Below are 26,435 nucleotides of genomic sequence, written 5' to 3' on the forward strand. Positions count from 1 at the left end.
TCAACGCTCCGTCGTCGAGATCGAGTGCAGACGCGCCGGAGGTGTCGGAGCTGCCTGGGGGGAAGTCGAAGCCGTCAGGACGGCGGCCCGGAAATGGCAGACCTTCGCCACGATGTCGTCCACCGATTCGGCCACCACGTACTTCGTGCCACTGACCAGGGTCACCACGGTGTCCGGTGTCGCCTCGACCCGTTCGATGAGGTCAGGGTTGAGCGCAAACGTCGTCCCGTTGCGACGTGTCACAGTGATCATGAGTCTTCCGTCCGTGGAGTCTGCGGTAAGCGGCCGTCAGGCCTGCGCACGTCCTATCGACAGCCACCCAAGTGAGCTGAGAGCGTGGAAGTGCCCGCCCGGTCAGGAGCTCGCTCCTGTACAGGTGCATCTCGCGCAGGTCCGGCTCGGTGCCGGGCTCAGATCGGCAGAAGTCGGATTTTTCCCAGGAAAAGTCCGGCGATTTGTCACTGGACCGTGACCAGCGGAACCTGAACGGTCGTACTACTCGTTGAGTAGAGTTGGCTATCAGAAAAACTCATCGAGGAGTCACGAATAACCGCGGGGATACCCCCTTCGGCCGACATGCCCTCGAGAACTCGTCACCCCCTCCAGGAGGAGCCTCTCCCGTGCGCGCTGCCATCGCCGTCCTGGCCGCATCCGCTGTGACCTTCACCATGCTCCCCGCCGTCTCCTACGCCGCGCCTACGCCGGCAGCTGGGCCCGGGCAGAAGACCACTTCGCCGGCCTCGGTCCCCGACATGTCGAAAGTGAAGACCCCTACGCTCAAGTGGGGACCGTGCGAGGACGACAAGACCCTGCAGTGTGCGACCGCGCTTCTTCCGGTCGACTACGCGAAACCGGACGGCCCCAAATTCGCCATCTCCGTGGCCAAGAAGGCAGCCACCGGCAAGGAGAAGAAGGGCAGTATCTTCATCAACCCCGGCGGACCCGGGGAAAGCGGTTCGGCGAAGCTGCCCAAGATGGCCAACGCCCTTGGCAAGACAGTCGGCGAACAGTACGACATCATCGGGGTCGACCCGAGGGGGGTCTATCCTTCACCGTTGGCCATCTGCTGGAGCAAGAAGCCCGAACCGGCCTCCTCCGCGGGCAATTTCCCTGTCGAACCCAAGGATGAAAAAGTCCGCATCGCCCACGACGACTACCAGCGCGCAGCCTGCTCGGAGAGCGGGCGTCCTTTGATCGACCACATGTCGACCGCTTCGACCGTCCGCGACCACGAGATGGTCCGTCGGGCTTTGGGTGACAAGCAGTTCAACTACTTCGGCGTCTCCTATGGCACCTATCTCGGTGCCACCTATGCGGCGCTCTTCCCTAACACTGTCGGCCGGATGGTCGTGGACAGCGTCGTCGACCCCGTCGCTTGGGCCACCGGAGGGAAGGGTCAGGAGAACCACCCGGTGACCGCGCGGATCCACTCAGGCGAGGGGACCTTGGACACGTTGGAATCCGCGATCGCCGAGTGTAAGAAGGCCGGGCCGAAACGCTGTCCCGAAGCACCCGTCATCGACAAGGCGTGGAAGGAAAGCATCGACATCCTGCGGAAGGGGCCGGTCAAGCACGGGGACGAGGTCGAGTATCTCGCCGACTTCCTCCACCGCACCACGGTCTCCCTGTACGAGGCCGAGATGATCCCTCAGGCCATGACTTCGATCCACGACACGTGGAAACTGCTCACCGAGAAGAAGAAACCCACTGTCACCCTGAAGCAGACCGCCGAGGAAGCCGGCAAGAAATCCATCGTCAAACCGCCTCTGGGGTTCGCCCCCGCCTCGGAGAAACCGGTCGAGGGCAGCCCCAGCGCCCCCGATGACGCGAAATGGACGGAGAAAATCCAACAGATCGGGGTGATGTGCTCCGACTCGGTGAATCCGAAGGACTCGAAAGCCTGGCAGAAGCAGGCCAACTCCCCCGAGGCACAAAAGAATCCTTTCCTAAGAATGTGGACCTGGGTTTCTTCGTCCTGCGCCGGCTGGCCTGGCCAGGACAAAGGTGTTTACCGCGGACCGTTCACCGTTAAACCGGCCAACCCGCTGTTGATCCTCAACAACACCCATGACCCGTCCACGCCGATGGCCGGCGCGAAGAAACTAGCCTCCTTGTCCCCCGGGTCCCGTCTGGTGACCGTCGACGCCTGGGGACATGTCAGCATCGACAAGAGTTCCTGCGCAGCCAAGGCCGCCCAGACCTACCTACTGGAAGGCAAGCTCCCCGCCGAGGGCACCACCTGCAAGGCCGATAAGCCGCTCTTCCCGCAGAAGTGACCTCGCAGCGGCCGACGTCGAAGACCCCCACTGTCCCGCCGTCGGCCGCCACCTCGGCCCAGCCCCGGCCCGGCTCACCCACGTCGGCTCGGTCTCCATCAACCATTCCCTGTCTTCCTCCTAGTCGATACCACATCCTTTCGGCTTCTTCCACGGAGGAGATCCTTCTCGTGCGCACCACCCTCACCGTCGCTACCACCTCAGTACTCGCCTTCGGGATATTCCCCTCCGCTGCCATTGCCGTGCCTGCACGAACCACGGCGCCAAGCACCGCGCCCGCAGGGCCGGACATGTCCAAGGTGAAGACACCTGCCCTGAAATGGGCGCCGTGCGACAACGACGCCTCACTCCACTGCGCTGCAGTCCTCTTGCCTCTCGACTACGCGAAACCTGACGGGCCCAAGATCAAGGTCGCCGTCACCAAGAAACCTGCCATCGGGAAAGACCGGAAAGGCAGCCTCTTCGTCAACCCCGGCGGCCCTGGGCAAAGCGCATCAGAACGGCTGCCACGCCTGGCCAAAGTACTTGGCACGAAAGTCGCCCAGCACTTCGACATCATCGGCGTCGACCCACGGGGTATCGCACCCACTGCTGAAGCACGCTGCTGGAGCAAGACACCCGAACCGCCGAACAGTCGGGCCAAGTACCCTTCCGAACCCGACCTGCAGAAGCTCCACATCGCCCACGACGACTACGAACGTACCGCCTGCGACAAGACCGGGCGACCGATCATCGACCACATGTCGACGGCCTCGACCGTCCGTGACCACGAGATGATCCGCCGGGCTTTGGGCGACAAGCAGTTCAACTACTACGGCGTCTCCTATGGCACCTATCTCGGTGCGACCTATGCGGCGCTCTTCCCGCAGACCGTCGGCCGGATGGTCATGGACAGCGTCGTCGACCCCCTCGCTTGGTCGACCGGAGAGAAAGGCGAAGGAGAGAAGATCCCGGTGACCGGCCGGATCCACTCCGCCGAGGGCTCCCTGGAAACCCTCAATGCTGCTTTCGCCGAGTGCAAGAAGGCCGGACCGAAACGCTGCCCGCAAGGCCCCACCATCGAAAAGGCTTGGAAAGAAAGCGTCGAGCTACTCAAGAAGGGCCCGGTCAAGCAGGGCTCGCAGACCCACTACCTCGGTGATCTCGTCCACAACACCGCCGCGGCCATGTACGACGACGAGTCCTTCCCGCGGCTGATGGAGTCCATCCATGAAGCATGGAAGACCCTCACCGAGCGGAAGAAACCCACTGTCACCCTGAAGCAGACCGCCGAAGAAGCTCAGAAGAAGAGCATCGCACCTCAGCTCTTCGCAGCGCCGGACAATACCGCCGAGAAAGCCATTGTGCCCGGGACGAAACCGCCCAAGGACGCAGCCTGGACGGACACCTTCCGGATCGCCGGGGTGATGTGTTCCGACACGGCGAACCCGAAAGACCCCCAGGCCTGGGTGCATGTCGGGAATAGCCCCGAGGCGCAGAAGAACCCCTTCCGCGCCTCTTGGGCCTGGGATTCCTCGCTCTGCGCTCGATGGCCAGGCCAGGACAAGAACGTCTATCGCGGGCCCTTCAACGTCAAACCAGCCAACCCGATGCTGGTCCTCAACAACACCCACGACCCGGCCACGCCGATGGCCGGAGCGAAGAAATTGGTAGCTCTCTCCCCCGGTGCCCGACTGTTGGCCGTCGATGCCTGGGGACATATGAGCGCAGACAAGAACACCTGCGCCGCCAAAGCTGCCGAAACCTATCTCGTGGACGGCAAGCTCCCCGCCGAAGGTGCTGTCTGCAAAACCGAAGGATCGCTGTTTCCGGAGAAATGATCTCCGGCGCCCACTCATTCCCTGTCCCTCTACGCCGACCAACCCCTCCAGGAGGAACCTTTCCAGTGCGCACATCCATTGCCGTCCTGGCCGCTTCGGCTGTCACCCTGACACTGATCCCGCCAGTACACGCAGCTCCCGTCCACGCCGAGGGCCAGAAACCCGCCGTCGCCCACGCCACGCCACCCGGCTTGGACATGTCCAAGGTGAAAACCCCTGCCCTGAAATGGGCCCCCTGCGAGAAGAACAAGACTCTGCTCTGCACTGTCGCGCTGCTTCCGCTCGACTACTCCAAACCCGATGGCCCCAAAATCGCAATCGGCATGTCGAAATCCTCAGCCTCCGGGAAGAAAAAAGGCACCATCTTCGTCAACCCGGGGGGCCCTGGTTCGAGTGCTTCTGTAAGAGTTCCCGAGTTCGCCGAGGTCCTCGGCAAGACTGTTACCAGTGAGTACGACGTCATCGGCGTCGACCCGCGCGGCATCGGCGCCAGCTCACCGGCGGCCTGCTGGAGCAACGCCAAGACACCGGCCGCTCCCAAGGCGAGATTCCCTCTCACCGCAGCTGAGCAGAAGGAAGAGTTCGAGAGGGACGCCTATCGGCGTGCTGCCTGTGACAAGACGGGGCGGCCCATCATCGACCACATGTCGACCGCCTCGACCGCCCGCGACATGGAGATGATCCGCCGGGCCGTCGGCGACAAACAGCTCAACTACTACGGCGTCTCCTACGGGTCTTATCTCGGCGCCACCTACGCAGCACTCTTCCCCCACACCGTCGGTCGCATGGCAGTGGACAGCGTGCTGGACCCGGTCGCCTATTCCACCGGACGCAAAGGCAAAGAATCGATTCCTTCGTCCGCCCGTGTCGGGTCCGGAGAAGGTGCGCAGGAAGCCCTCAAAGCAGCTTTCGCCGAGTGCAAGAAAGCCGGACCGAAAGCCTGCCCACACGGTGATGTCATCGAAAAAGCCTGGACTGAAACCCTCGACGCACTGAAGAAAGCGCCGGTCAAGAAGGGGAACACCACCTACACCTATCAGAACATTATTACTGAAACTGGGACCGCGATGTATGACTCATCGGGGTACACCAAGCTGATCAACGCCATCCATGAGGCCTGGCAGGCGGTGACGGTCAAGAAGGTGCCGCCGACCAAGCTGAAGCAAGCGGCAGAGGAAGCCCGTAAGGAATCCATGGTCACGCCTCTCCCCGAGCAGGTGGCGGTCCAGAAGGAACGGGGGGAGGAACGCCCTCCGGTCATGGAAAGCCAGTCGATCCCTGCCGAGGAAGGCCAGGTCAAAACCCCTCCCGGGCAGACGAAGGCCCCGTCTGCACCCCCGCAGTCCAAGGATCCGTCGCGCCCGTCGACGAAAGCACCGGCTCCCTCTGCACCGCCTACGGGTAAAGCCCCGGCGCCGGAGAAGCCGGTCGCGCCGGGCGTACCCGCACCGAACGAGGATGTCTGGAGCGAAAAGGTCGGCTCGCACGGCGTGCTCTGCTCTGACACGACTAACCCCAGTGACCCACAGGTCTGGGCAAAATATGCTAATTCTCCTGAAGCACAGAAGAATCCATTCCTAGGGTATTGGGTATGGGCTTCCTCCAGCTGCGCGAACTGGCCGGGCAAGGACAAGCACGCCTACCGTGGCCCCTTCGATGTCAAACCGGCCAACCCACTACTGATCCTGAACAACACCCACGACCCGTCGACTCCACTGGAGAATGCCAAGGCCCTGAACAAGGTCTCCCCGGGCTCCCGTCTGGTCACCGTCGAGGCCTGGGGCCACGGCAGCAGCTTCGTCAGTAGTTGCGCTCACCAGGCATTGGAGAACTTCCTGCTCAAGGGAGCGCTCCCCAAGGAGGGTCTGACCTGCAAGGCCGACAAACCACTGTTCGCCGGCAAGTGAGGCCCGTCACGGACAGCGCCGCTGAGGGGAACTGCGCGAGATAGCAGGTAGAGCATCGCCCGCCGCTCCCACTCCCTCAATCGGAGGGAACCTGGGCACCATACTCGGTGCTCAGGTCGCAGGTAAACCAGCGCAAGGAGCGCGAACGAGGTAACAGCGGAAACCTGGGCACCATACTCGGTGCCCAGGTTTCCGATGTTTGAGGTGGGTGAGCGATGGAGAGGTCCAGCGCAGCGCCGTGAACGAAAATTCTTTATCGCAGAGATATCCATAAAGAGCAGATTTGACGGTTTTTACTCAAAGAATTTCCCATCAACCATATGGTTAAATAGAATATAATCAGTCGCAGATCAAGAGTGCATTCTTGGCAAAAGCGACATTAAATACATAATCCATCAAGAGGCCCCTACAAAAACCACCTGCGAGCCAAAGCGCCGCACCCACCGCGGCGTGCCTCACCGGCAGCCCTCGTCGCGATGCACAGCGCCACGCCAAGGAACGACTCCCCGAACCCGTCTCCCTACCCATCGACCGTTCAGGAGGAACCTCTTCCCGTGCACACCTCTGTTGCCGTCCTGGCCGTTTCGGCCATCGCCCTGTCTCTGGTGCCACAGGCACACGCCGCCCCTGTCCGCCTCGAGGACCAGAAACCAGCCGCCGCCCAGGGAGCACCACCCGGCATGGACATGTCCAAGGTGAAAGTACCTGCGCTGGCATGGAAGCCTTGTGAAAATAAGAATATTCTTCTCTGCGCGACCGCTTTGTTGCCACTTGACTATTCGAAACCAGATGGCCCCAAGATCGCGGTAGGTATGGCAAAAATGCCTGCCTCAGGAAAGAAGAAGGCTACTGTCTTCATCAATCCGGGCGGTCCCGGAGCAAGCGCCACCGCCGCCGTTTTCAAGTTCGGCAGCATCCTGGGAAAGAACATCGGAGCCGAGCACGACATCATCGGCATCGACCCGCGCGGCATCGGTTCCAGCTCACCGGCGGTCTGCTGGAGCAAGGAGAAACGACCCACTGGGCCCTCGGCGAAATTCCCGGTCACCCCAGCTGATCAGAAGATCGTCTTCGACAATGACACCTACCTTCGCACCGCCTGCGACAAGACGGCACGCCCGATCATCGACCACATGTCGACCGCCTCGACCGCCCGCGACATGGAGATGATCCGCCGGGCCGTCGGCGACAAACAGCTCAACTACTACGGCGTCTCCTACGGGTCTTATCTCGGCGCCACCTACGCAGCACTCTTCCCCCACACCGTCGGCCGCATGGCAGTGGACAGCGTGCTGGACCCGGTCGCCTATTCCACCGGACGCAAAGGCGCTGAACCGCTTCCTTCGTCCGCCCGTCTCGGGTCCGGAGCAGGCACCCAAGAAGCCCTCAAAGCAGCTTTCGCCGAGTGCAAGAAAGCCGGACCGAAAGCCTGCCCACACGGTGATGTCATCGAAAAAGCCTGGACTGAAACCCTCGACGCACTGAAGAAAGCGCCGGTCAAGAAAGGGGAGATGACGTACACCTATGACAATGTCGTCGCCGACGCCGTGGCCACCATGTACCACGCTCGGTCCTACGGCAAATTGATAACGGGTATTCATGAGGCCTGGCAGGCGGTGACGGTCGAGAAGGCCCCGCCGACCCAACTGAAGCAAGCGGCAGAGGAAGCCCGCCAGGAATCCATGATCGCGCCGCCTCCGGAACCGGCAGCCGTTCAGAAAGAGTTGAAGGAAGAACCGCCGGTCATGGAAAGCCAGTCGATGCCCGTAGAGGAAGGCCAGGCCAAGCCACCTTCCGGGCAGAAGCCGGCACCCCCTGCGGGCAAAGCCCCAGCGTCGGAGAAGCCGATCGCGCCGGGTGTCCCCGCGCCAGAGGGGAAGGCCTGGAGTGAGAACGTCGGCGCCCATGGTGTGTTCTGCTCGGACACCGTCAATCCCAAAGACCCGAAGATCTGGGCAAAATACTCCGCCTCCCCTGAGGCACAGAAGAACCCGTTCCTCGGCTACTGGGTATGGAGTTCGTCCGGCTGCGCGAACTGGCCCGGTAAGGACAAGCACGTCTACCGCGGACCGTTCAACATCAAGCCCGCCCACCCGATGCTGATCCTCAACAACACCCACGACCCGGCGACCCCGCTGAACAACGCCAAGGAGCTGAACAAGGTCTCCCCGGGCTCCCGCCTGGTCACCGTCGAGGCCTGGGGACATGGCAGCAGCTTCGTCAGCAAGTGCGCGCACAAGGCACTCGAAAACTTCATGCTCAAGGGGGCACTGCCCAAGGAAGGGCTGACCTGCAAGGCCGACAAGCCGCTGTTCGCCGAGCCCAAGGGAAAGGCCACGCCCCCGAAGAACAAGTGATGAAGATCCGCGGGTGAAGAACTCCGCCTCCCCGCACCCCACAACCTGAACCTGGGCACCGACTACGGTGTCCAGGTTTTTCATTCATGGTCCACGAAGGCGGAGGGTGCTTTGGACGACTTTCAGGAGTACACCGCGTGCTGCTCAGTCAGCCATAGGCTCAGTCACTCCATCTCAGCCAGAAAGAGCCGATGTCTCTTTAGGCACAGAGAGAACTCCCCACGACAAATTTCATCACTAAAAGTGCAATCAGTGACAAACTATGAAAATCACCAGAATCCTGCATATCGGATTTTTACCTACGATCTTTACTGGGACATTTTAGCGGTGATACCATGCCGAAACAGAAGCAACTACACCAACAAAACACCTGAAGCAAACTTCCGCCATTCGCTGCAAAAAAATCTCTATTTATATCGGGATTTCATCGAGTCCCCCAACTATATTTAAAGAGCACGATGGTCGTTACGGTGCAACACATAACAGAAGAGCTCGAGCATCAGAGCGCAGTATAAATTCCTACTCAGGAGGTTGAGTTGAAAGTTTTAGGCATGCCCTACAAGGTAACGTCTCTCATTCTGTTAGCACTTGCCATAGCAGTACTCATCGCAGGATACTTAGCCTCCGCGACTTTCGGTGTCACACCTTTAGCCTTCATGTGCTTCACCACCTCTTATGTCATAAAGATAAAAGGAGACGAAAGCAGTCAGAACCCCTAATGCGACAGGGGAACTGGAGTCATACTTAAAGGTTTCCGATGGCCGGCCGCTACGGGTAGCGGCCGGCCATCCATGTTACTGCCGAGATGAAATCTCTCCTCTGCACAAGCAAGTGATCCAGCCGATAGTGCCACTGCGGCAAGGTCGGGCCAGTGGAACACTCCTCAACTCCACACATCGCCAGTACATGGACCTCAATCAAGCCAGCAGCCCCGAAAACTAGTATTCACTTCAGTTTGAACGACTTGAGGCTTCTTTCGACACCGCAGAAATCAACTTCCTCGAGAGAGTCGTATGAGTGACCGACGAGATGTTCTTGTCCTCGCCGCCTGCTGCGGGATCACGGCGTCCAACGTCTACCTGCTCCAACCGATAGCCGTGGACGTCGCTCGTCATCATCGCGTCGACGACGCCACCGTCGGCCTGCTCGTCTCGGCGACCCACATCGCCTATGCCCTCGGGATCGCCTTGTTCGTCCCAATCATCGACCACGCCAAGGCGCGCACCCTGCTGTTCCCGCTGGTCAGCGCCAGCGCATTGATGCTCACCGTCATGGCGGCCGCCCCGGCCTGGTGGGTCTTCGCCACCGCAGCATGTCTGTTGGGACTGCTGTGCCCCATTCCGCAGATCATCATCCCGGCAGCGGTCGGGATGTCAGGTGAGCGAAGTGGCGCCCACGTCATCGGAGTACTCCAAGCAGGGCTACTGGTAGGGCTGCTCGGTGCCCGTTTCTACGCCGGTACGCTCGCTTCGCTGGCGTCGACACAGGTGGTCTTCGGTATTTCTGCTGTGCTGACCCTGGGTTCAGGGGCCTTCGCGGTGTCGGCACTCCGCGGGCACCGCGGTCGCCCAGATCGGAGACGGCTGATCCCCGGGGTGGCCTTCTTCCTGGGGCTGAGGCTGCTTCGTCGGCCTCCTCGCACTGTTGCCTGGGTCTGCGTGTCCGGTCTTCTGCTCGGGGTGCCCTTCGGGATGTTCTGGAACAGCCTGACCTTCCTAGGCGACCGTTGGTATCAGCTCGATGCTGCACAGATCGGCATGTTCGGGCTGGTCGCGGCAGCTTCTGGGCTGCTGTCCCCGATGGCGGGGCGTTGGGCCGACAAGGACGGCCCCCGGCTGGTTCAGCTCCTGGCCTGTCTCTGCGTGTTCGCGGGTTGGCTTTCGCTGTCAGCAGCTCACCTCGGCGTGATGGTCGTGGTGCTGGCCACCGTACTCATCGATGTCGGCGTCTGGTCGAACCAAGTGCTCAATCAGGCCACGATCTTCGCGGACCGGAAAGTCCCCCGCGGGTTGGCCAACACCATCTATTTCACCAGTCGTTTCCTGGGGATCTCGCTGGGTTCCGCAGTGGGTTCGACGCTTTTCCTCGCCGATCTGTGGACGACCGCTGTCATGCTCGCCTGCGCGTCGACGGCCTGTGGCCTGGGCGTCTATCTCGGAGGGACCAGGCCTGAGAGGACCAGGTAGCGTCCCGGCATCGACACCACCCCTTGAGCACGGACATGACCGTGGGGTGCCGTCCCCGGAAAAGGACGACACCCCACGGTCGTGCTGCGCGCCGACAGGTCAGCGCGCCATGGATCAGCGCTTCATCTGGATGAGATCGGAGAGGACCTCGTCGGAGGTGGAGACGACCTTCGAGTTCGCCTGGAAGCCACGCTGGGCGACGATCAGGTTGGTGAACTCCTGGGCCAGGTCGACGTTCGACATCTCCAGCGTTCCGGACTCGACGGTGCCCTTTCCTCCCTGAGCCGGGATGCCGGTCTGCGGCACACCGGAGTTGTTCGTCTGGCGGTACATCGACCCGCCGACCTTCTCCAGGCCGGGCGGGTTGTTGAAGGTGGTCAGGGCGATCTGCCCGAAGACACGCTTCGTGCCGTCGGAGAAGGAGCCGACCAGCTTGCCGTCCTTGTTGATCTGAAAGGACTCCAGGGCCAGGTCAGCATTCGCGGCAGTTCCACCTGCTGCCCCGTCTCCGCCCAGAACGAAGCTATTCCACGTGGTCCCGCCGCCCTTGACATCCTGTCCCTCAGTAGCACCGATTCGGAAGCCCTTGGTCAACGCGGTGGGCAGCTTCAACGGCACAGCCTGCAACTTAGCCGGGTCGAGCGGTACCGCAGCCGGCGCACCGGTGTCGTCCAGGATGACATTCTTGGACAGCGCGGTCGCGATCGCTCCCTCGGACTTGTCGGCACCGAGACGGTCACCTGGCGCGTACATGTAGCCGAGCACATAGGAACCGTCGCTGGTGACCAGGTTGCCGTCGGTGTCGAAGTTGAAGGCACCGTTACGGGTGAAGAAGTTCGCACCGGCCTTCTCCACGGTGAAGAAACCATCACCCTGGATGGCGACGTCCGTGGTCTGGTTGGTGACCTGTAGACCACCCTGGCTGAAGATATTGGTGATCGCGCCGAGGCGGGCACCCAGACCGACCTGGGCCGGGTTGATACCACCGATACCGGGGCCGCCACCTGCGGCGGGAACCGGGGCCGACGAGCCGCGGATGATCTGGGACAGGTTGTCCTCGAACACGGCTCGGCCAGTCTTGAAGCCGAACGTGTTCACGTTCGAGATGTTGTTACCGGTGACATCCAGCATGGTCTGGTGGACGCGGAGACCGGAGACGGCCGAGTACATGGAACGAAGCATGAAAGCGTGTCCTTCGTCTTCAGGGAGCCTGAACAGGCCCTAACTGCCAGCAAGTCATGGGGAATGGGATGCCGTGGCGGTGGGGGGTCACGCTCAGGCGGTGGAAGAAGCAGGTGGGGTACTACCGGTGGTCGACGTGCCGCTCGTGGCCGTCATGACCTTGGTGACGTCCTGGTAGGGGACGTTCTTGCCACCCACCGAAAGAATCGGCCCGGTGCCGTCGAACTTGACAGAATCGACGAGACCAACGGCCGTCTTGGTCGGATCGTTGGGGTCGACGGCATATTCGACCTTGGAGCCGACCAGCGCCACAGCAGCCGAGATCCGCTGCTCGGCAAGCATGCTGGTGTAGGTCTTGTTGGTCTCTTCGTTGACCTTGGCCATGGCATTCATCCGCTCGACCATCGACAGGGTCGCGGTCTGCTGCATGATCTGGCTGGAGTCGGTCGGTTTGCTCGGGTCCTGATACTTCAGCTGCGCGATCAACAGCTTCAGGAACATTTCACCGTCGAACTCGCCTTGCTTCTTCCCGACGGTGCTCCGCCCGGTCAACCCCTCCATGCCTTCGGCAGGTTTGTTGACCAGGATCGGTTTGCCGTCATCACCCAGGACGATATTGCCGTCCTTGTCCTTCAGGTAGGTCATGGTCGGAGGCGTATACGTCTTCCCGTCGACGACCGGGCCCCGATGGGTCGGGTCCCAGGTACCGCGCGGGTCTGAGATCGGGATGCTCATAGGGTCTCTCCCTTGTCACAGCTGGAGGTCGAGCGGGCCAGTACCATCCGTGGTCTCCGACACCGCAGGTCGATCGCCGGGGAGAGGAGTTCCGGCTGGGTCGAGCTGGGTCGAGGTGTTCCCCGGCAGGTCACGCGGCTGCTGACCGCGCGGGTCCTGCCAGGCCTGACGTGAGCCATCGCCCACGTCGACATTCGTACGTCCGAATCCTGCATCGGCCAGTTGGTCGCGAAGTTGATCCATGTTCTGACGCAACATGTCGCGAGCGCCGGAATCCGCAGCTTGCATCTGCACGGAGATCTCTCCGGCCTGCATGGTCACGGTTACTTTGACGCGGCCGAGACTGGCCGGGTCGAGCTGAAGTTCGACGTTGTAGGAGCCGTCGCGGCGTTGGATCACCGGGGCGATCGCGGTCAACAGTTGGCTGTGGACCGGGGCGGGGGGCGCGGCGGCCTGGGCGGGCATGGAGTGTCCGGCCGTGGTGACCGAGGGTGCGTGGGCAGGAGGGGTGGCCAAGGGTGGTGGTGTCGGCTGCGTGGGGGCGGCGGCCCGGTCCGTGGCGGGCGTTGGTGTGCTGGACTCCGTCGGGGCGGTTTCGGTGGCCGGTGCGGACGACGGCTGAGGTTTCGCGGTCTGCGGGATGGTCGACGGGGTTTCGGTGTCGAGGGAGATCCGTCGGCCGTCCGGTTCGGCGGATGGTGGCCTGGTGGGCACGGCCTGCGCGGGCAGGGGAGTCCGGAGGGACTCGGAGGCCTCGGTGCCGGGCTGCGCCGCCGGGCCCTGGGCCATGGTGGAAGGTTCCGACGCTCCCGGGGTGTGTGGCAAGGAAGAATCGGCCGGGGCGGTGGCTGTTCCCAGGGTCTGCGGGAGGGACGTCTGCTGGGCGTGAATGGTGGAGAAGCCTCCGGTCGTCTGTCCGATGGCGAACTCAGGTTGGTCTGTCGTGGTGGCCGCTGTTGCGGGGGGTCCGCTGTTCAGGAGCTGCGCGGTGGTCGTGGTGCCGGTGACGGCCGGTGCGGCGGCAGTCTGCGGGGTGGGGGTCAGCGGTGCAGAGGTCGCCGCGTCAGCTGCCGGGGGTCGCTGGCCTGGCAGGAGGATTCCGTGGCCTCCGTTGGCTCCCGATACCGGTGCGCCCGGTTCCTCGGCCGCGGGGGAAGACATCGAAGTCATCCATGAATGAGGTTGGTTTTCTAGCGCATTCGCGGAAGGTGCCTCGTTCGCCGGAGAGCCTGGCACGGTAGTGGGTGCTGTCGAGGGTCCGTTGGCGGCTGTCAGACCGAAAGCTGCGCCGGGCTGCGCGGCCGAAGCGCCACCTGGCATCGACGAAGGCGTCTGAAGGCCGGCCGGCAGGTCGGCCCCAGGCACAGAGGACGCCGGAGCCACGACGACCTGACCGCCAGAAGCCGGTGCCGTGCCCACAGGTCCCACGCCTTGCGCGGGGTCGCCCTCGACGACCAGGCGTCCCATCGCCGACTGCTGTTGGTGCACCATGACGGCAAGTTCGACGCCCACGACCGACGCCGTCTGCGCCAGGACAGCATCCGTCAACGGAAAGCCCTCCGCGCCCGCCATCGGCACGGTCGGGGCCGCTGGTATCGCGGCAGGCTCTCCCGGGCCGGACGGTGTCGAAGCCACCGGCTGGTTCGTCCCTGCCGCCGTCTGCTCGCCCGGTCCACCCGACGGAGCCGGACGGGTAGCGGCGGGCGATGTCTGCGCCCGCCCCGACGCGGCGGCTGCGGGACGTCCCACGGGGCCGTTCTGCTCGTTCGGGACAGGCCGACCGGTGCTCTGTGCAGAACCGGATCTCACCCGAGGGGAAGACCCCGTCGGTTCCTGGGCAGTTCGCAGCTTCGCGCGCAGAGATTCCGCAAAAGTCTCCCGGTCGACCGGCCCTGCTCCGGGCCGCGGCGAAGGCACGGTCGAAGACATGTTGAGATCCTGCGGCACCCGGATCGTCATGCGGATACTCCCCTGTCGGCCATGATGCGACGGATGTAGTTCTGTGTCTCGGCGTACGGCGGGATCCCGCCGTACCGTTGCACCGCACCCGGTCCTGCGTTGTACGCGGCCAGTGCGAGCTGGGTGGAACCGAAGGTGCGGAGGTTGTCGCGCAGCAGACGAGCTGCGCCGTCGACGGCCTGGGCCGGGTCGCGCGGGTTGACCTTCAGGCCTGCCGCGGTCCCCGGCATGATCTGCATCAGGCCGATCGCCCCGGCGGGGCTGACCGCGCCGGCGTTGAACCCGCTCTCCTGCTTGGCCACCGCAGCCAGCAAGGTCGCCGGCACGCCGTAACGGGCCTCCGCTTGCTGGAAGAGGGCCCTGAACTGGGCGGGAGCCTGGGCCAGCGCCGATCCGACCGGGCCGGAGCCGCCGGTCAGCCCGGCGGTGAAGGCCGCCGACCCGATCCGGGAAGCGCTCGACAGGTCCGGCCCGTCGGGGACGATCCGACGGATGGACACCGGGGTGGCGTAGACGCTCTGGATCTTGACCTTGTCGCCGGGCTCCGGCGCAGCGATCATCTGGTTGTTGCCGACGTAGATGGCGATGTGGTCGACCGGGCTGCCGAAGGCCAGCAGGTCACCGGGGCGAGCCTGGGCCAAGGAAGGTATCGCCGTCCCCATCTTCGCCTGGTCGGCGGCGACCCGGGGCAAGGAGATACCCAGGTCGCCATAAGCCTTCTGGACGAGACCGGAGCAGTCCAGACCCTGTGCGGAGGTACCGCCCCAGACGTAGGGAACGCCCAGGTACTTCTTCGCCGAGTCGACCACTGCGGCGCCACTGACGCCGACACCCGCAGCCAGTCCCCCGGCCAGAGGCGCACGAGCTGCGGCCGTCGTGCCGGAGATCCGAGAGTTACCCGAGGTGAAGGTGCCGCTGATGCCGCTGCCGCCACCGGTGGTGTTGTACGGGGAGACGTCGACCCCCGACCAGGGGAACTTCGTATTGTTGTAGTCACGTCCGATCAGGTCCTGGAGCTTGTAGTTCCAGGCGGTACGTCCGTTGAGCGCACCGTCGGCGCTGTACGTGCCCGGCTGCACCGGTGATCCGAAGTTGGAGAACTTCGCCTGGATCTCCGCGATGCGTGCCTGAACAGCGCCGATGCCTGACATGTCAACGCCCATGACGCCCCTTCGTGTAGATGCCTGCCCTACTCTCTTCGGCAGTGCGCTGGTCAGCTGCGAGCGATTCGGCGAAAGCCGCTGCGTCCACGCGGTCCACGAGCCGCTCCAAACCCTGGCTCTTGATCCGGGCCAGCCGGACCTTGTCGCGGACCTCGTCGGCCTCGGACTCGGCGGCCGTGATGCCCCGCTCGGCGCCGCGCACCATCGCCGCCGCGGACGTGCTGTGCGCCAGATGCGCCCGGAAACGGTTCACATCACAGGATTCCGGCGGAGTGACCTCGCGCTGATAGCTCTCCTGCGCGGTGCTCAACCGCTCGTGAGCCGCCCGGATCCGGGCGTTCGCCGCAGCCAGTTCGCCCTTGGCGAGGTCCTCTTCCAACCGTCGGATCCGCAGCAGGGTCGCCAGCTGTCGACGCCGAGCCTTACCGGACATGCCGATCGCCTCACTCGGCGGTCGCGAGCTGATGCAGCCACGACCAGGTCGTGTCGGCCGGGGTCAGATCCTCCAGGTCCTGGCGGAGGAAACCGTCGATATCGGCCGACTGGCGCAAAGCCCGGTCGACCTGCGGGTTGCTGCCCGCGACATAAGCACCGATCTCGATGAGGTCCTTCGCATCGCGTTTCGCCGCCAACAGCTGACGGATCGTCACCGAATCGCCGCGCTGCTCCCGGGTCGTGATCGCCTTCTCCGCACGGGAGATCGACTCCAGGACGTCGATCGCCGGGAAATGCCCCGAGGTGGCCAACCGGCGGGAGAGCACGATGTGACCGTCCAGGATCGACCGGACGTTGTCCGCGATGGGATCGTTCAGGTCGTCGCCGTCGACGAGGACGGTGTACAGACCGGTGATGCTGCCTGTCGGAGCCGTCCCTGCCCGTTCCAGCAGTCGAGGCATCAACCCGAAAACGCTCGGCGGATATCCACGAGTCGCCGGCGGCTCCCCCGAGGCCAGCCCGACCTCACGTTGCGCCATCGCGACCCGGGTCACCGAGTCCATGCACAGCACGACGTCCTCGCCCTGGTCACGGAACCACTCCGCGATCCGGGTCGCCGTGAACGCCGCCCGTAGACGCACCAGCGCCGGTTCGTCGGAGGTCGCCACGACGACCACGGCCCGGCGCAGCCCCTCCGGGCCGAGGTCGCCCTCGACGAACTCCCGGACCTCACGGCCACGCTCACCGACCAGCGCGAGAACACAGACCGGGGCGGTGGTCCCCTTCACGATCATCGACAGCAGGCTCGACTTGCCCACCCCCGAACCGGCGAAGATCCCGAGCCGTTGGCCTCGACCGCACGGGATCATCGCGTCGATGGCCCGCACCCCCAAAGGCATCGGAGTGTCGATCCGGTCGCGTTGCATCGCCGCCGGAGGTATCCCCGTCGAACTGACCAGCTGGACATTGCCCAAAGCTCCACGGCCGTCCATCGGCTCGCCCAGGGCGTTGACGACCCGGCCGAGCATCCCCCGGCCGACCGGTACTCGCAAAGGCCCCCCGGTCGACTGCACCGGGCACCCTGAACGCACCCCGCGCAGGTCCGAGATCGGCATGCAGGTGGCCCGCCCATCACCCAAGGCGACCACCTCGGCCATGATCGGGCCCTCGTCGCCGATGATCCGCACGGCCTCACCGACGCCCAGTTCCAGGCCGGCGATCTCGATGGACAGACCCACCGCGCTGACCACTTTGCCGCTGATCGTGGGACGGGCAGCCGCGCACAGCTGATCCATCAGCGCCCTCATGGGCGAATCACCTTACGGACCCGTTCGAAGGCCGGACCGTACTGGGCGTCGATCTCCAGGTTCTCGGCCGCCACGAGAGCGCCACCGCGTTCCACCGCTGGGTCGCCGACCAGTCGGGTGATCTCCCATTCGGGCATGTCGTGCACGAACTGCTGGATCTGTTCCAGGTCGTCCGGGTGCAGACGCACCGTGACCGACACCCCGCGGGACACACCGGACATCGCCCGGATCAGCGCGTCCTTCGCCCCGCACCCGTCGACCTGGAGGTGGTGGCCCACCAGTGACTCGGCGAGCTCCACCGTCATCGACGCGATCAGGTCGTACAGCTCGTCCAAGGTGGGGGTCTGCACCTGCACCGCCTGTTGAGCAGCTTGGGTGACCCGGGTCACCAGATCCTCGATGTAGGCGTTGTAGCGGGTGCGGTCGATCTCGTCACGTTCGGCGAGCAGACGCTTCTGCTCCTGCATCAACGCCAGGCCTTCCTGCCGTCCGGCCTCGTAACCGGCGGCGTGACCGGCCCGGAAACCCCGAGCTCTGGCTTCCAGCGCAGCCTGCTCGACGACGGCTTCCAAGTGCGGATCGACCAGGCGAGGATCGGCCCGTCCCGGCGTGACATAGGTCGTCGAAGCCAGATCGGAGGACATCCGGGCCGGGCGGACCGGCGACGGATGTTCCCCACCTCGCAGGACGTAACCGCGGGAAGGCAGCGAGCTAGGCAACGAACTCGTCGCTTCCGCTGCGGCTCACCACGATCTCGCCGGCTTCCTCCAACATGCGGATCTGCCGGATGACCACGGCCTGGGACTCCTCGACCTGCTTGAGACGCACCGGGCCGAGGATCGAGATCTCGTCGGCCAGGGAGAGCGCGGCCCGCTCGGACATATTGCGGGTGATCTTCTCCCGGACGTCCTCGCGAACACCTTTGAGCGCCACCGCGAGGTCCTTGGAGTCGACCTTGCGGAGCACCACCTGAACCGCGCGATCGTCCAGGCCGACGATGTCCTCGAACATGAACATGTGGGCACGGACCTCTTCAGCGAGGTCGAGATCACGCTTCTCCAAGCCTTCCAGGATGAGCCGTTCAGTCGTCCGGTCGGACTGGTTGATGACGTCGACCAGCGACTTCAGGCCGCCGACATTGCTGTAGTCGCTGGCCTGCACGAGCGTCGACAGGCGCCGCTCCAGGTGAGCCTCGACCTGTTTGACGATCTCCGGGCTGGTGCGGTCCATGATGGCCAGCCGGTGGGCGACCTCGGCCTGCACCTCCGGAGCCAGGCCCGAGAGGATGATCGCGGCAGCATCAGGTTCCATGTGGGCCAGCACGAGCGTCACCGTCTGCGGGTGCTCGTCCTGCAAGTAGGACAGGATCAGCTTCGCATCGACCCGGCGCAAGAACTCGAAGGGCATTTCGACCAGGCTGGCCGTGAGCCGTTGCATCACCTCGTGGGCCCGTTCCTGACCCATCGTGGCGATCAGGACCTCCTCGGCGAAGTTCACCCCGCCTTGGACGTAGTACTGCCGAGCCTGGGCGAGCTGACGGAATTCCTCCAGCACTTCGTCGAGGGTGTCGACATCGACGCTGTCCAGACGAGCGATCTCGGCGGTCAACGCCTCGACCTCGGCCGGCCTGAGCATCTTCATGATCTGGGCGGAATGTTCGGTACCCAGTTGGACGAGGAGGATGGCCGCCTTACGCAGGCCTGTCATCTGTGTGACGGTCATCGATCAGTTCCGTTCCGATATCCAGCCCCGCAGGAGGCGCGCGACTTCGTCCGGGTCTTCTTCGACGAGGCTGCCGATCTCTTCGCGGGCCATGACACGTGCCTGGCTCTGCGGGTCGACCGGGGTGGCCTCGATGACTGGCAGCGGGTCGGATTCCAGGGAGTACTCCAGCGGCGGGTCGGCCGGAGTGGGCGGAAGTTCGCCGGCGGTGGCCGAGGGCAGTTCGCCCAGGTCGACGACTTCCGGTTCCTTCCTGCTCTTCCGGAAGCCGATCAGCAGCGCCAGCAGGAGGAGAAGCACCAGTCCGGCGTTCTTCGCCAGGTCGATCAGTTCGCCCTGTCGGGCCTGGGCTGCCTCGGTGTCGGCCTTGGCCTTCGCCGCTTCGGCGGCTTTGGTGTCGAAGGCCAGTTTGCTGACCTCGATGGCGTCGCCGCGGGCCTGGTCGATGCCGGCTGCTGCGCCGAGCAGCTGTTTGATCTCGGCCGCGTTGTAGATACCCGCGTTCTTCGTGTCGAGGGCGATGGCCACGTTCAGTTTCTTGATGGAGCCCTTGGCCAGGTCCTTCGTGGTCTTCTGCACCCCGTACGGGTTCTGCTTGGTGAAGTCTTCCTTGGTGTATTCGTTCTTGCTGGAACCCTGGTCCAACCCGGGGACGGTGATGTTGTCCGGGCCGAGCACACCGCCGACGGCCTGACCGGAGGCGCCGGTCATCTTCTCCGTGCTGCGCTGCTCCACCACCGGCGGGTCGCCGGCCTTGGACAGGACGTACTCCTGGCGTTCGACCTTCGTGTTGTCGAAGTCGAGGTCGGCCTGCACGCTCGCGGTGGAGTTACCCGGCCCGACGATGGTGTCGAGGAATTTCTGCACCTGGGCGGTCTTCTGCGCGGAGACGGCCCGGATCTGGTCGGCGCGGGCGTCGAGTCCGCCGACGCCACCACCTTCCTCGGTGTATCGCGTACCCAGGGCGTCGGTCACGGTGACGGCGGACGGTTCGAGCTTCGGCACGGCCGAGCTGACCAGGTGAACGACCGCGTCGACCTGCCCGGTCTGCAATTTGGCGTTGTTCTGCATGGTGACCTGGACCGACGCCGACGGCTTGGTCTGTTCGTCCTGGTACGGAGAGTTCTCGCCGAGCGCGAGGTAGACCTTCGCCTCGCGGACCTTGTCGATCTGTTTGATCGTGTTGGCCAGTTCGCCCTCGATGGCTCGTTTGGCGGTGAGTTTCTGCTGGAAGTCGCTGGAGCCCAGGCTCGACTTGTCGAGGATGCCGTAGCCCTTCGACTCGGGGCTGTTCTGCGGGAGACCCGCTCCTGCCAGGTCCAGGCGTGCCTGGTCGGACCGTGAGGAGGGCACGAGGATGGTGTTCCCGCCGTCGCCCAGCTCGTAGGGAACACCGGTCTCCTTGAGCTTGGTGGAGATCGCGGCAGCATCCGAGGAGGAAAGGTTGGTGAAGATGGGGGTCATCGTGGGTCGGCTCGCCCAGTTCACGAAGACGATGGCACCGACGATCGCCACGACGACGGCAATCACCGTCACCGCGCGCTGACCGGGGGTGAAGCCGTCGAAGACGCCTTTGGCGCGTCCTAGAACGGCTTGAAACTTGATGTTCTTCACAGGGGCATCCGCATGATCTCGTTGAAGGCTTCGACGGCCTTGTTACGGACGTTGACGACGAGCTGGGTGGCGACCGTGGCTTCGTTCGCCGCGATCGTGTAGTCGTGGATGTCGCTCAGATCACCGGTGACGGCCTTGACCGCCAGGGTGTCGCTGGTCCGGTGCAGCGCGTCCAGCTCACCGATCTTGCGGGCCAGGACAGCGCCGAACTCGCCCTGCGAGGGCGAACCGACCGCGGACGGGGTGGTGAGCTTGTCCACGCCGGTCAGGTCGCGGACGCCGCCGATCCCGAAGGAGGGGATCGTGGAGATGCCAGGAATGGAGAAAGTCACTTGCCGATTCCGATCGCCGCTTCGTACATGGTCCGGCTGCGTTCCACGACGGCGAGGTTCGCCTGGTAGGAGCGCTGCGCAAGGATCAGATGTGCCATCTGGTCCGAAAGGTTGATGTCGGGGATGCGGACATTGCCCTGGGCATCGGCCAACGGGTGGGTCGGGTCGGAGACGACCCGACCGTTGGGGTCGCCGAAGAGCGTCCCGGCCACATAGGCCCCGCCGTTGTTGCCGTACTGGTTGGCCCGGGCGACGATGTACCGTGCTTGGAAGGCTCGCTCATCGGTCCGGCTGACATTGTTCATGTTCGAGATGTTGTCCGAGACCGCGTCCAACCATTTGCGGTCCACGACGAGCCCGGTGTAGGCGATATTCATCGCGCCGAAGATGCTCATGTCGGTCCTCCTCAGCCCTGGCCGGTGATGGCGATCCGGAGACGCTGGAACTTGGTGCTCACTGCGGCGCTGGCGAGTTGCGTGGTGAGCAGGGTCTGTTGGCTGGCGAGGGTTTCCTCGTCCAGGTTCACGTTCGACCCGTTGGTGCGGGTGGGTTCCAGGGAGCGGGCCCGGTCGATGCCGGCAGCGCCGGGTCGCCCGTTGGCGTAGGCCCGTTTGAGGCTGGTCTCGAAGTCGATCTTCCCGGCGAGGTAACCAGGGGTCTCGATATTGGCGATGTTGTTCGCAATGGTGCGCTGGCGCAGTGACAGCCCGGTCAGGGACTGGTGCAGTGCGCTGAGGGTGTTGTCGCCGGTGAGACTGATCATCTGGTATCCCCCGATGGGTGACGGTGGTGGATGCGGGAGCCCGGGTGGGGACGGTCCCTCCGCCAAAGTCGTGTCGGCGGTCCGTGCCGGAAGCGGCCATCCGTGGCCTAGTTCTCCATCGGCCGGGGGCTGGCTTCCCTGAGCCGAACGGGAGCTTCAGGGGCGGGTGAGGAAGGCGAGGAAGGCCAGTCCGGTGATGATCAGTCCGGCGACGGTCAGGTGGCGCAGCCAGTGTTCCTTCAGCAGGGCGACGAACTCCCGCAGGAAGGCCGCAGGGCGGTAGTAACCGGCGGTCGGCGCGCCGACGACCTGCATCCCCAGACGTAGTCGCCGGGAGACGACCGCCACCCTTATTGCATGGAAATCGTTGGTACAGACCACAACCCGAGAACCTTGCAGTCTGTTGAGCGCGAGCAGCTGGTCGGTGAAGGTCAAGTTCTCCTCAGTGGTGGTCGACCGGTCCTCCAGGAGCACCTTCTCCGCAGGCACGCCTTTGTCCTGCAGGTAGGCCGCCATCGCTGCGGCCTCGCTGACCAGTTCGTTCCGCCCCTGGCCGCCGGAAACCACCATCACGACGTTCGCCGGGTCGTCCGCCCGTGACCGCACCTGCAAGGCACGGTCCAGGCGGGCCGCCAGCAGTGGGGTCACCCGGTCCCCCGCGAGACCAGCACCCAGCGTGACCACCACCTGGGCGTCTTTCGGTGCGTCCAGCTGCGCGTGCGCCATCGCGTACACCAGGTAGGACACCAGGTGTGCCGCCAGATACGCGCCGAAGAACAGCCCCGTGAACGCCAGGAAGGAAACCACGAGGGACACCTCGGGCATCGATTCGTCCGACGACACCGACCACAGCAGCGCCACCGGGAGCACGATCACCGCTGTCGCCACGGCGACCGGGAGCACGGTGGTACTGCCGATACCTTCCCGACGGATCACGCGGGCCCCGTTGACGAACAGTAGGACCACCCCGGCCAGTATTCCCCAGGGCACCAGGAAGTCCGCCAGGATCAGCAGTACCAGCACGATGCGTCCTGCCCCGAACGCCAACGCCCAGCAGATCGCGGCGTAGACCGCGGCGCCGACGGTGAACAGGGCGAGAAAACCGTCCCCGATCCGGCCGGTGTCCCGGTGGAGCCGTCGCACGAAGAGCACCCCGCCGACGAGCGCGGCCACCGAACTCGCCACCGCGATGTAGCCCATGATGTTGGCGGGCGCGGCCAGCTCGTTCACCGTTCCTCCTCACTGCGGACGCTTTCGGCTCCTCCGGGAAGGGAGTTTCCCCGCCCGACGGTCATCTCATCGGCGTGGATCACCAACGTTTAGTCACTTCCACGACGATGCCCTCCTCGGAGGTCGAGTACCTCTCGACGAGGTAGCCGTCGGCCGAGGACAAGCGGACCGGGGTCGGGGCTACGCCGTGGGAGGCCGTCACCCGGATCATGCCGTCGACCAGGTGCGGGGTGAAGATCACCTGCCGACCGTCGACGGTGGCGGTGTCGGTGGGGCCGTCCGTCGCGTCGTGCACCGGCCGAGTCCGTGGTTCGGCGTAGGGCAGGGTCAGAAGTCGATTCGTGCTCCTGGGTCCTTTGTCGGTGAGGTTGTGGACGAGGAGCAGTTCCTCGGAGGCCCCGGACGGCGGTGCCATGTCGACGTAGGCCAGGGAGACTTCTCCTTTCTGACGGGATCGGAAGTAGGGGCGTCCGCGGACGTTCATCGATCTGATCTCTTGGCCGGGCAGGTGCGAGCGCGCGAAGGTCGATGTCTGTTCCGACAGGACGGTGCCGGCCCAGAACTCTACGGCGACGACAGCGCTGGCACCCACGCTGAGGATCGTCAGCGGGATCAGGACGATGGACGTCCAGGGCTGTTGCATCGGTTTCTCCTCTGCAGTACACATCGGCATCAGGGTCGGTTCTCTCGACGAAGTCGCCCGCTGGTGGCTGCCAGGGCCGAGGACACGGCGAGCAGGCCACAGATCAGGGCGATCGCCATGGTCGACAGACCCCACGGTGAGGGTGTCGTCCCGGAGAGCAGGGTCACGGGCGAGGCGATCAGGAGACCAGCCACCGAAGCAGCCGCCGTACACGCCACCAAGGGCACCAAGGCTTCCTGGCGACGGGCAGCCAGGAGGGTACCTACCGGGGTTCCTGCGGCCCGTAGCCGCCGGAAGGTCGCGCGTCGTTCGGTGATGCCGGTGATGGCGGTGACTGTCACCGAGGCCACGGCCAGACCGAAGGAGACCATCAGGATGAAGATCGACGCCCGGTGGACGTCGGACAGGAAGATCAGGCTCTGCCCGGCGCGGTCTTTCACCGAGACGATCTGTGCGCCTTGGAACACCGAGTGCATCGCCGCGCGGACCGCCGGTGAGTCCTCGGCGACCTGGAGGGTGGCCCAGGTCGTGGTCGTGGGTGATGCCGTGCCGATAGCCGGTGAGCGTTTTTCTACGGTGACGGGGGTGCGTACGCCGCGTTCGGTCAGTGCCCGGCCCAGTGCGGAGGCGGTATTCTGCACGTTCGCTGCGGGCACGGGGAGTTCGATGGCGCCCGGCTCTCCGCCGGAGTACGAGGATCCGCCGGTGCCCACCAGCGCGAAGAGTCCTGCTGTGAAACCGGCCAGGACCACCCCGGAGATCGTCTGCCAGGCTGTCCGTGGTGCGCCGACGAGGCGGCGCCCGGCGATCAGTGCCGCGGCGGAGGACCGAGAGAGCAGCACCTGTCCGCACAGGAAGACCCCGATCGGGCCGAGCAGAGAGATCGATCCGAAGACCGTCAACAGGGCCATGAGGATCAGTTCGGGTGATTTGTCGTCCTGTTGTTGGGCCATGACGAAAAGCCCGACGGCGGCGATGGACAGGCCGATCCGCCACCACACGGGCAGGGAAGTCGGCAATGCGGCCGCAGTGTCCAGGGGGCGACGTACCGCGCCGCGGGTCAGCGTCCACATCCGCGATGTCACCAGTGCGGCCACCAGCGCGGCCAGGGTAGCCGCCACCGGTGTCGACACCAACAGGTCACTGGTGGCGAAGCGGGTGCCGGCCATCGGTAGCCGTGCCGCGAGGGGCATTGTCACCAGGTGCAGGAGCACCCCGGCGATCACTCCGACCGTGCACACCGTTGCGGACTCCACGGCGACGACCCGGTTGACCACCCTGGCGGGGGTGCCGGCCAGACGCCATCGGGCGAACCTGTCCGCTCGTGCTCGGGCGCCCAGCCCAGCCACTGCGGACAGCAGGCCCAGCACCGGCATCGCCAGCATGGCTGCGGCCGCTACCGATGCCGGACCGTAGGTCTCCACGAAAGGCGACCCTGGCCGTCCGGTGAAGGAGGAGATCCCGACCGCGTCGGTGTATCGGGCTTCTCCTGGTATCCCTCGGAAGGCCGGACCTTTCATCACCGGGTCGTCCGGGTTGTGGCCCACGACGGCCAGGAGTTCGTCCGGGCCGCCCAGTGCTTCCTCGTCGAGGGTCGATGTGGTGGGCGTTGTGCCCAAGCCCAGGCTTTCCCCGCGGCCGTACAGCTGTCGCGACAGGGCCGGCGACAGTGCCACCTCGCCGGGTCCGGGGAAACGGTGCATTCCCGGGGGCGCAGGTAGAGGTGACGGCCGTGTTCCGGCGGGGTTGGGCGTCGGAGCCAGGTGTACCACGGTGACCGGCCGGTGTTCCAGGTAGGCCGTGGTGGTCCGTTGCACGGCGGCCGGGCGTTCTGCGGGCATCGGTGACAGCCAGTTCTGCCGGTCGGCGCGGGCGTCGACCGCACCGACCATGGAGGCCATCAGCAGCAGGACCGCGGTGGCCACCGCCACGGCGGCTGCGGACAGCGTCAGGGTGGAGCGGCTGCCCGGGGCCAGTCGGAAGAGGTCGGCGGCGATCCCCCAGTCGGTGTTCTTCGGGGTCATCGTGTGCCTGCTCTTTCCTGGACCGGTGCCACGTTGCCGTCGCGGACGTGGAGGATCCGATCGCAGCGGTCGGCCATCGCCGGGTCGTGGGTGACGAGGACCAGCGCTGCCCCGCTTTCGCGTTGTAGGTGTTGCAGCGCTTCCATGACTTCGTTGGCGGTGGTCGCGTCGAGGGCTCCGGTGGGTTCGTCGGCGAAGTACACCTTCGGTTCGGTGATCAGGGCTCGGGCGATGGCGACGCGTTGGCGTTGCCCGCCGGAGAGCTGCCCGGGGTGTCTTTTTCCGAGGCCGTCCAGGCCGAGACGGGCGATGGTCTGTTCGGCTTCATGTCGGGCGGTGGCGGGGCGGAGCCCTTCGACCCGCAAGGGAAGGGCGACATTTTCCAGGACGGTGAGTTCGTCGAGCAGTTGGCCGTCTTGGAAGACGAGACCGAAGTCGGTGCGGCGCAAGCGGGTACGTCGATCGTCGTCGAGGGAGGACAGGCAGGTGCCGGGGAGCCCTCGGTATTCGACCCGTCCGCGGGTGGGGACGAGGATGCCGGCGAGGGCGTGCAGAAGGGTGGTCTTCCCCGACCCCGAGGGGCCGACGAGCGCGGTGGAGGTCCCGACGTGGATGTCGAGGTCGACGTGGTCAAGGACGGTGGCCGGGCCGTAGGCGTGGTGGAGGCCCCGAGCGGTCAGGAGAAGGTTCTCTGTCACCCTTCGACGATATTTCCGCTGGTCTGGGCGCTTCATCGACCGTGTGGACGAAATACGGGGGCGCGCGGTCGGCCGTTAGGAC

At 64.7% G+C, this 26,435-nt stretch carries 22 protein-coding genes; 5 read left to right on the forward strand and 17 right to left on the reverse strand.

Annotation, left to right across the window (positions count from 1 at the left end):
* The gene (locus DX923_RS11515) at positions 1-252 is read right to left on the reverse strand and encodes a flagellar FlbD family protein (RefSeq protein ID WP_116115058.1); all 252 of its coding nucleotides are present in this window, start codon (positions 250-252) and stop codon (positions 1-3) included.
* Positions 253-620: 368 nt separating this feature from the next.
* On the opposite strand from DX923_RS11515, the gene DX923_RS11520 reads away from it, so the two are divergent.
* The 5 genes from DX923_RS11520 to DX923_RS11540 all read left to right on the forward strand — a co-directional run bounded on the left by DX923_RS11520 (position 621) and on the right by DX923_RS11540 (position 10,546).
* A complete protein-coding gene (locus DX923_RS11520; RefSeq protein ID WP_116115060.1) occupies positions 621-2,276 on the forward strand; it encodes an alpha/beta hydrolase in 1,656 nt (551 codons plus the stop codon).
* Between the two features lie 170 nt (positions 2,277-2,446).
* Positions 2,447-4,096 carry an alpha/beta hydrolase gene (locus tag DX923_RS11525; RefSeq protein ID WP_116115062.1) on the forward strand — a complete coding sequence of 550 codons (1,650 nt, stop codon included), beginning with the start codon at positions 2,447-2,449 and terminating at the stop codon, positions 4,094-4,096.
* Positions 4,097-4,161: 65 nt separating this feature from the next.
* Positions 4,162-6,003, forward strand: coding sequence for an alpha/beta fold hydrolase (locus tag DX923_RS16765; protein ID WP_240322614.1), 1,842 nt, complete (start codon positions 4,162-4,164; stop codon positions 6,001-6,003).
* Between the two features lie 554 nt (positions 6,004-6,557).
* Positions 6,558-8,360: an alpha/beta fold hydrolase gene (locus tag DX923_RS11535; protein ID WP_116115064.1), complete on the forward strand. Its 1,803-nt coding sequence runs from the start codon at positions 6,558-6,560 to the stop codon at positions 8,358-8,360.
* A 1,013-nt stretch (positions 8,361-9,373) separates the two neighbouring features.
* Positions 9,374-10,546: an MFS transporter gene (locus tag DX923_RS11540; protein WP_116115066.1), complete on the forward strand. Its 1,173-nt coding sequence runs from the start codon at positions 9,374-9,376 to the stop codon at positions 10,544-10,546.
* Positions 10,547-10,660: 114 nt separating this feature from the next.
* Here DX923_RS11540 and DX923_RS11545 read toward each other — a convergent pair whose 3' ends face one another.
* From DX923_RS11545 to DX923_RS11620, 16 genes are all read right to left on the reverse strand, one after another.
* Complete coding sequence (locus DX923_RS11545) at positions 10,661-11,728, reverse strand: flagellar hook protein FlgE (protein WP_116115068.1); 1,068 nt, start codon at positions 11,726-11,728, stop codon at positions 10,661-10,663.
* Between the two features lie 93 nt (positions 11,729-11,821).
* Positions 11,822-12,463 (reverse strand): flagellar hook assembly protein FlgD, encoded by a 642-nt coding sequence (locus tag DX923_RS11550; RefSeq protein ID WP_116115070.1) that lies wholly within the window; start codon positions 12,461-12,463, stop codon positions 11,822-11,824.
* A 15-nt stretch (positions 12,464-12,478) separates the two neighbouring features.
* A complete protein-coding gene (locus DX923_RS11555; RefSeq protein ID WP_116115072.1) occupies positions 12,479-14,422 on the reverse strand; it encodes a flagellar hook-length control protein FliK in 1,944 nt (647 codons plus the stop codon).
* Positions 14,419-15,585 carry a transglycosylase SLT domain-containing protein gene (locus DX923_RS11560; protein ID WP_205413030.1) on the reverse strand — a complete coding sequence of 389 codons (1,167 nt, stop codon included), beginning with the start codon at positions 15,583-15,585 and terminating at the stop codon, positions 14,419-14,421. Before DX923_RS11560 ends, DX923_RS11555 begins: the two co-directional genes overlap by 4 nt.
* The gene (locus DX923_RS11565; protein ID WP_116115074.1) at positions 15,575-16,018 is read right to left on the reverse strand and encodes a hypothetical protein; all 444 of its coding nucleotides are present in this window, start codon (positions 16,016-16,018) and stop codon (positions 15,575-15,577) included. Before DX923_RS11565 ends, DX923_RS11560 begins: the two co-directional genes overlap by 11 nt.
* A gap of 10 nt (positions 16,019-16,028) precedes the next feature.
* The gene (locus DX923_RS11570; protein WP_162872925.1) at positions 16,029-17,327 is read right to left on the reverse strand and encodes a FliI/YscN family ATPase; all 1,299 of its coding nucleotides are present in this window, start codon (positions 17,325-17,327) and stop codon (positions 16,029-16,031) included.
* The gene (locus DX923_RS11575) at positions 17,324-18,046 is read right to left on the reverse strand and encodes a FliH/SctL family protein (protein WP_162872926.1); all 723 of its coding nucleotides are present in this window, start codon (positions 18,044-18,046) and stop codon (positions 17,324-17,326) included. Before DX923_RS11575 ends, DX923_RS11570 begins: the two co-directional genes overlap by 4 nt.
* Positions 18,039-19,049 carry a flagellar motor switch protein FliG gene (gene fliG, locus DX923_RS11580; protein ID WP_116115081.1) on the reverse strand — a complete coding sequence of 337 codons (1,011 nt, stop codon included), beginning with the start codon at positions 19,047-19,049 and terminating at the stop codon, positions 18,039-18,041. The genes DX923_RS11575 and fliG overlap by 8 nt, the downstream gene beginning before the upstream one ends.
* Positions 19,050-19,052: 3 nt before the next feature.
* Entirely contained in the window at positions 19,053-20,663 is a 1,611-nt protein-coding gene (gene fliF / locus DX923_RS11585; RefSeq protein ID WP_240322615.1) for a flagellar basal-body MS-ring/collar protein FliF, read from the reverse strand.
* The gene (locus DX923_RS11590) at positions 20,660-20,995 is read right to left on the reverse strand and encodes a flagellar hook-basal body complex protein FliE (RefSeq protein WP_116115083.1); all 336 of its coding nucleotides are present in this window, start codon (positions 20,993-20,995) and stop codon (positions 20,660-20,662) included. Before DX923_RS11590 ends, fliF begins: the two co-directional genes overlap by 4 nt.
* Positions 20,992-21,390, reverse strand: a complete 399-nt coding sequence (locus tag DX923_RS11595) for a flagellar basal body rod protein FlgC (protein ID WP_116115085.1) — start codon at positions 21,388-21,390, stop codon at positions 20,992-20,994. The genes DX923_RS11590 and DX923_RS11595 overlap by 4 nt, the downstream gene beginning before the upstream one ends.
* Positions 21,391-21,401: 11 nt before the next feature.
* Positions 21,402-21,758 (reverse strand): flagellar basal body rod protein FlgB, encoded by a 357-nt coding sequence (locus DX923_RS11600; RefSeq protein WP_116115088.1) that lies wholly within the window; start codon positions 21,756-21,758, stop codon positions 21,402-21,404.
* Positions 21,759-21,914: 156 nt separating this feature from the next.
* Complete coding sequence (locus tag DX923_RS11605) at positions 21,915-22,988, reverse strand: YdcF family protein (protein WP_116115090.1); 1,074 nt, start codon at positions 22,986-22,988, stop codon at positions 21,915-21,917.
* A 79-nt stretch (positions 22,989-23,067) separates the two neighbouring features.
* Positions 23,068-23,631: a hypothetical protein gene (locus DX923_RS11610; protein WP_116115092.1), complete on the reverse strand. Its 564-nt coding sequence runs from the start codon at positions 23,629-23,631 to the stop codon at positions 23,068-23,070.
* Positions 23,632-23,660: 29 nt separating this feature from the next.
* Positions 23,661-25,655, reverse strand: a complete 1,995-nt coding sequence (locus DX923_RS11615; protein ID WP_116115094.1) for a hypothetical protein — start codon at positions 25,653-25,655, stop codon at positions 23,661-23,663.
* Positions 25,652-26,353 carry an ABC transporter ATP-binding protein gene (locus DX923_RS11620; protein ID WP_116115096.1) on the reverse strand — a complete coding sequence of 234 codons (702 nt, stop codon included), beginning with the start codon at positions 26,351-26,353 and terminating at the stop codon, positions 25,652-25,654. The genes DX923_RS11615 and DX923_RS11620 overlap by 4 nt, the downstream gene beginning before the upstream one ends.
* Positions 26,354-26,435 lie beyond the last annotated feature (82 nt).

The sequence above is a fragment of the Austwickia chelonae genome, from assembly GCF_003391095.1.
In the GTDB taxonomy this organism is placed as follows: Bacteria; Actinomycetota; Actinomycetes; order Actinomycetales; family Dermatophilaceae; genus Austwickia; species Austwickia chelonae_A.

What these genes read in the sequence shown, in the direction of transcription:
- DX923_RS11550 (WP_116115070.1), bottom strand. Translation starts at nt 12,463, where the DNA reads ATGAGCATCCCGATCTCAGACCCGCGCGGTACCTGGGACCCGACCCAT.
- DX923_RS11570 (WP_162872925.1), bottom strand. Translation starts at nt 17,327, where the DNA reads ATGAGGGCGCTGATGGATCAGCTGTGCGCGGCTGCCCGTCCCACGATC.
- DX923_RS11560 (WP_205413030.1), bottom strand. Translation starts at nt 15,585, where the DNA reads ATGGGCGTTGACATGTCAGGCATCGGCGCTGTTCAGGCACGCATCGCG.
- DX923_RS11540 (WP_116115066.1), top strand. Translation starts at nt 9,374, where the DNA reads ATGAGTGACCGACGAGATGTTCTTGTCCTCGCCGCCTGCTGCGGGATC.
- DX923_RS11600 (WP_116115088.1), bottom strand. Translation starts at nt 21,758, where the DNA reads ATGATCAGTCTCACCGGCGACAACACCCTCAGCGCACTGCACCAGTCC.
- DX923_RS11515 (WP_116115058.1), bottom strand. Translation starts at nt 252, where the DNA reads ATGATCACTGTGACACGTCGCAACGGGACGACGTTTGCGCTCAACCCT.
- DX923_RS11555 (WP_116115072.1), bottom strand. Translation starts at nt 14,422, where the DNA reads ATGACGATCCGGGTGCCGCAGGATCTCAACATGTCTTCGACCGTGCCT.
- fliG (WP_116115081.1), bottom strand. Translation starts at nt 19,049, where the DNA reads ATGACCGTCACACAGATGACAGGCCTGCGTAAGGCGGCCATCCTCCTC.
- DX923_RS11565 (WP_116115074.1), bottom strand. Translation starts at nt 16,018, where the DNA reads ATGTCCGGTAAGGCTCGGCGTCGACAGCTGGCGACCCTGCTGCGGATC.
- DX923_RS11545 (WP_116115068.1), bottom strand. Translation starts at nt 11,728, where the DNA reads ATGCTTCGTTCCATGTACTCGGCCGTCTCCGGTCTCCGCGTCCACCAG.
- DX923_RS11610 (WP_116115092.1), bottom strand. Translation starts at nt 23,631, where the DNA reads ATGCAACAGCCCTGGACGTCCATCGTCCTGATCCCGCTGACGATCCTC.
- DX923_RS11615 (WP_116115094.1), bottom strand. Translation starts at nt 25,655, where the DNA reads ATGACCCCGAAGAACACCGACTGGGGGATCGCCGCCGACCTCTTCCGA.
- DX923_RS11595 (WP_116115085.1), bottom strand. Translation starts at nt 21,390, where the DNA reads ATGAGCATCTTCGGCGCGATGAATATCGCCTACACCGGGCTCGTCGTG.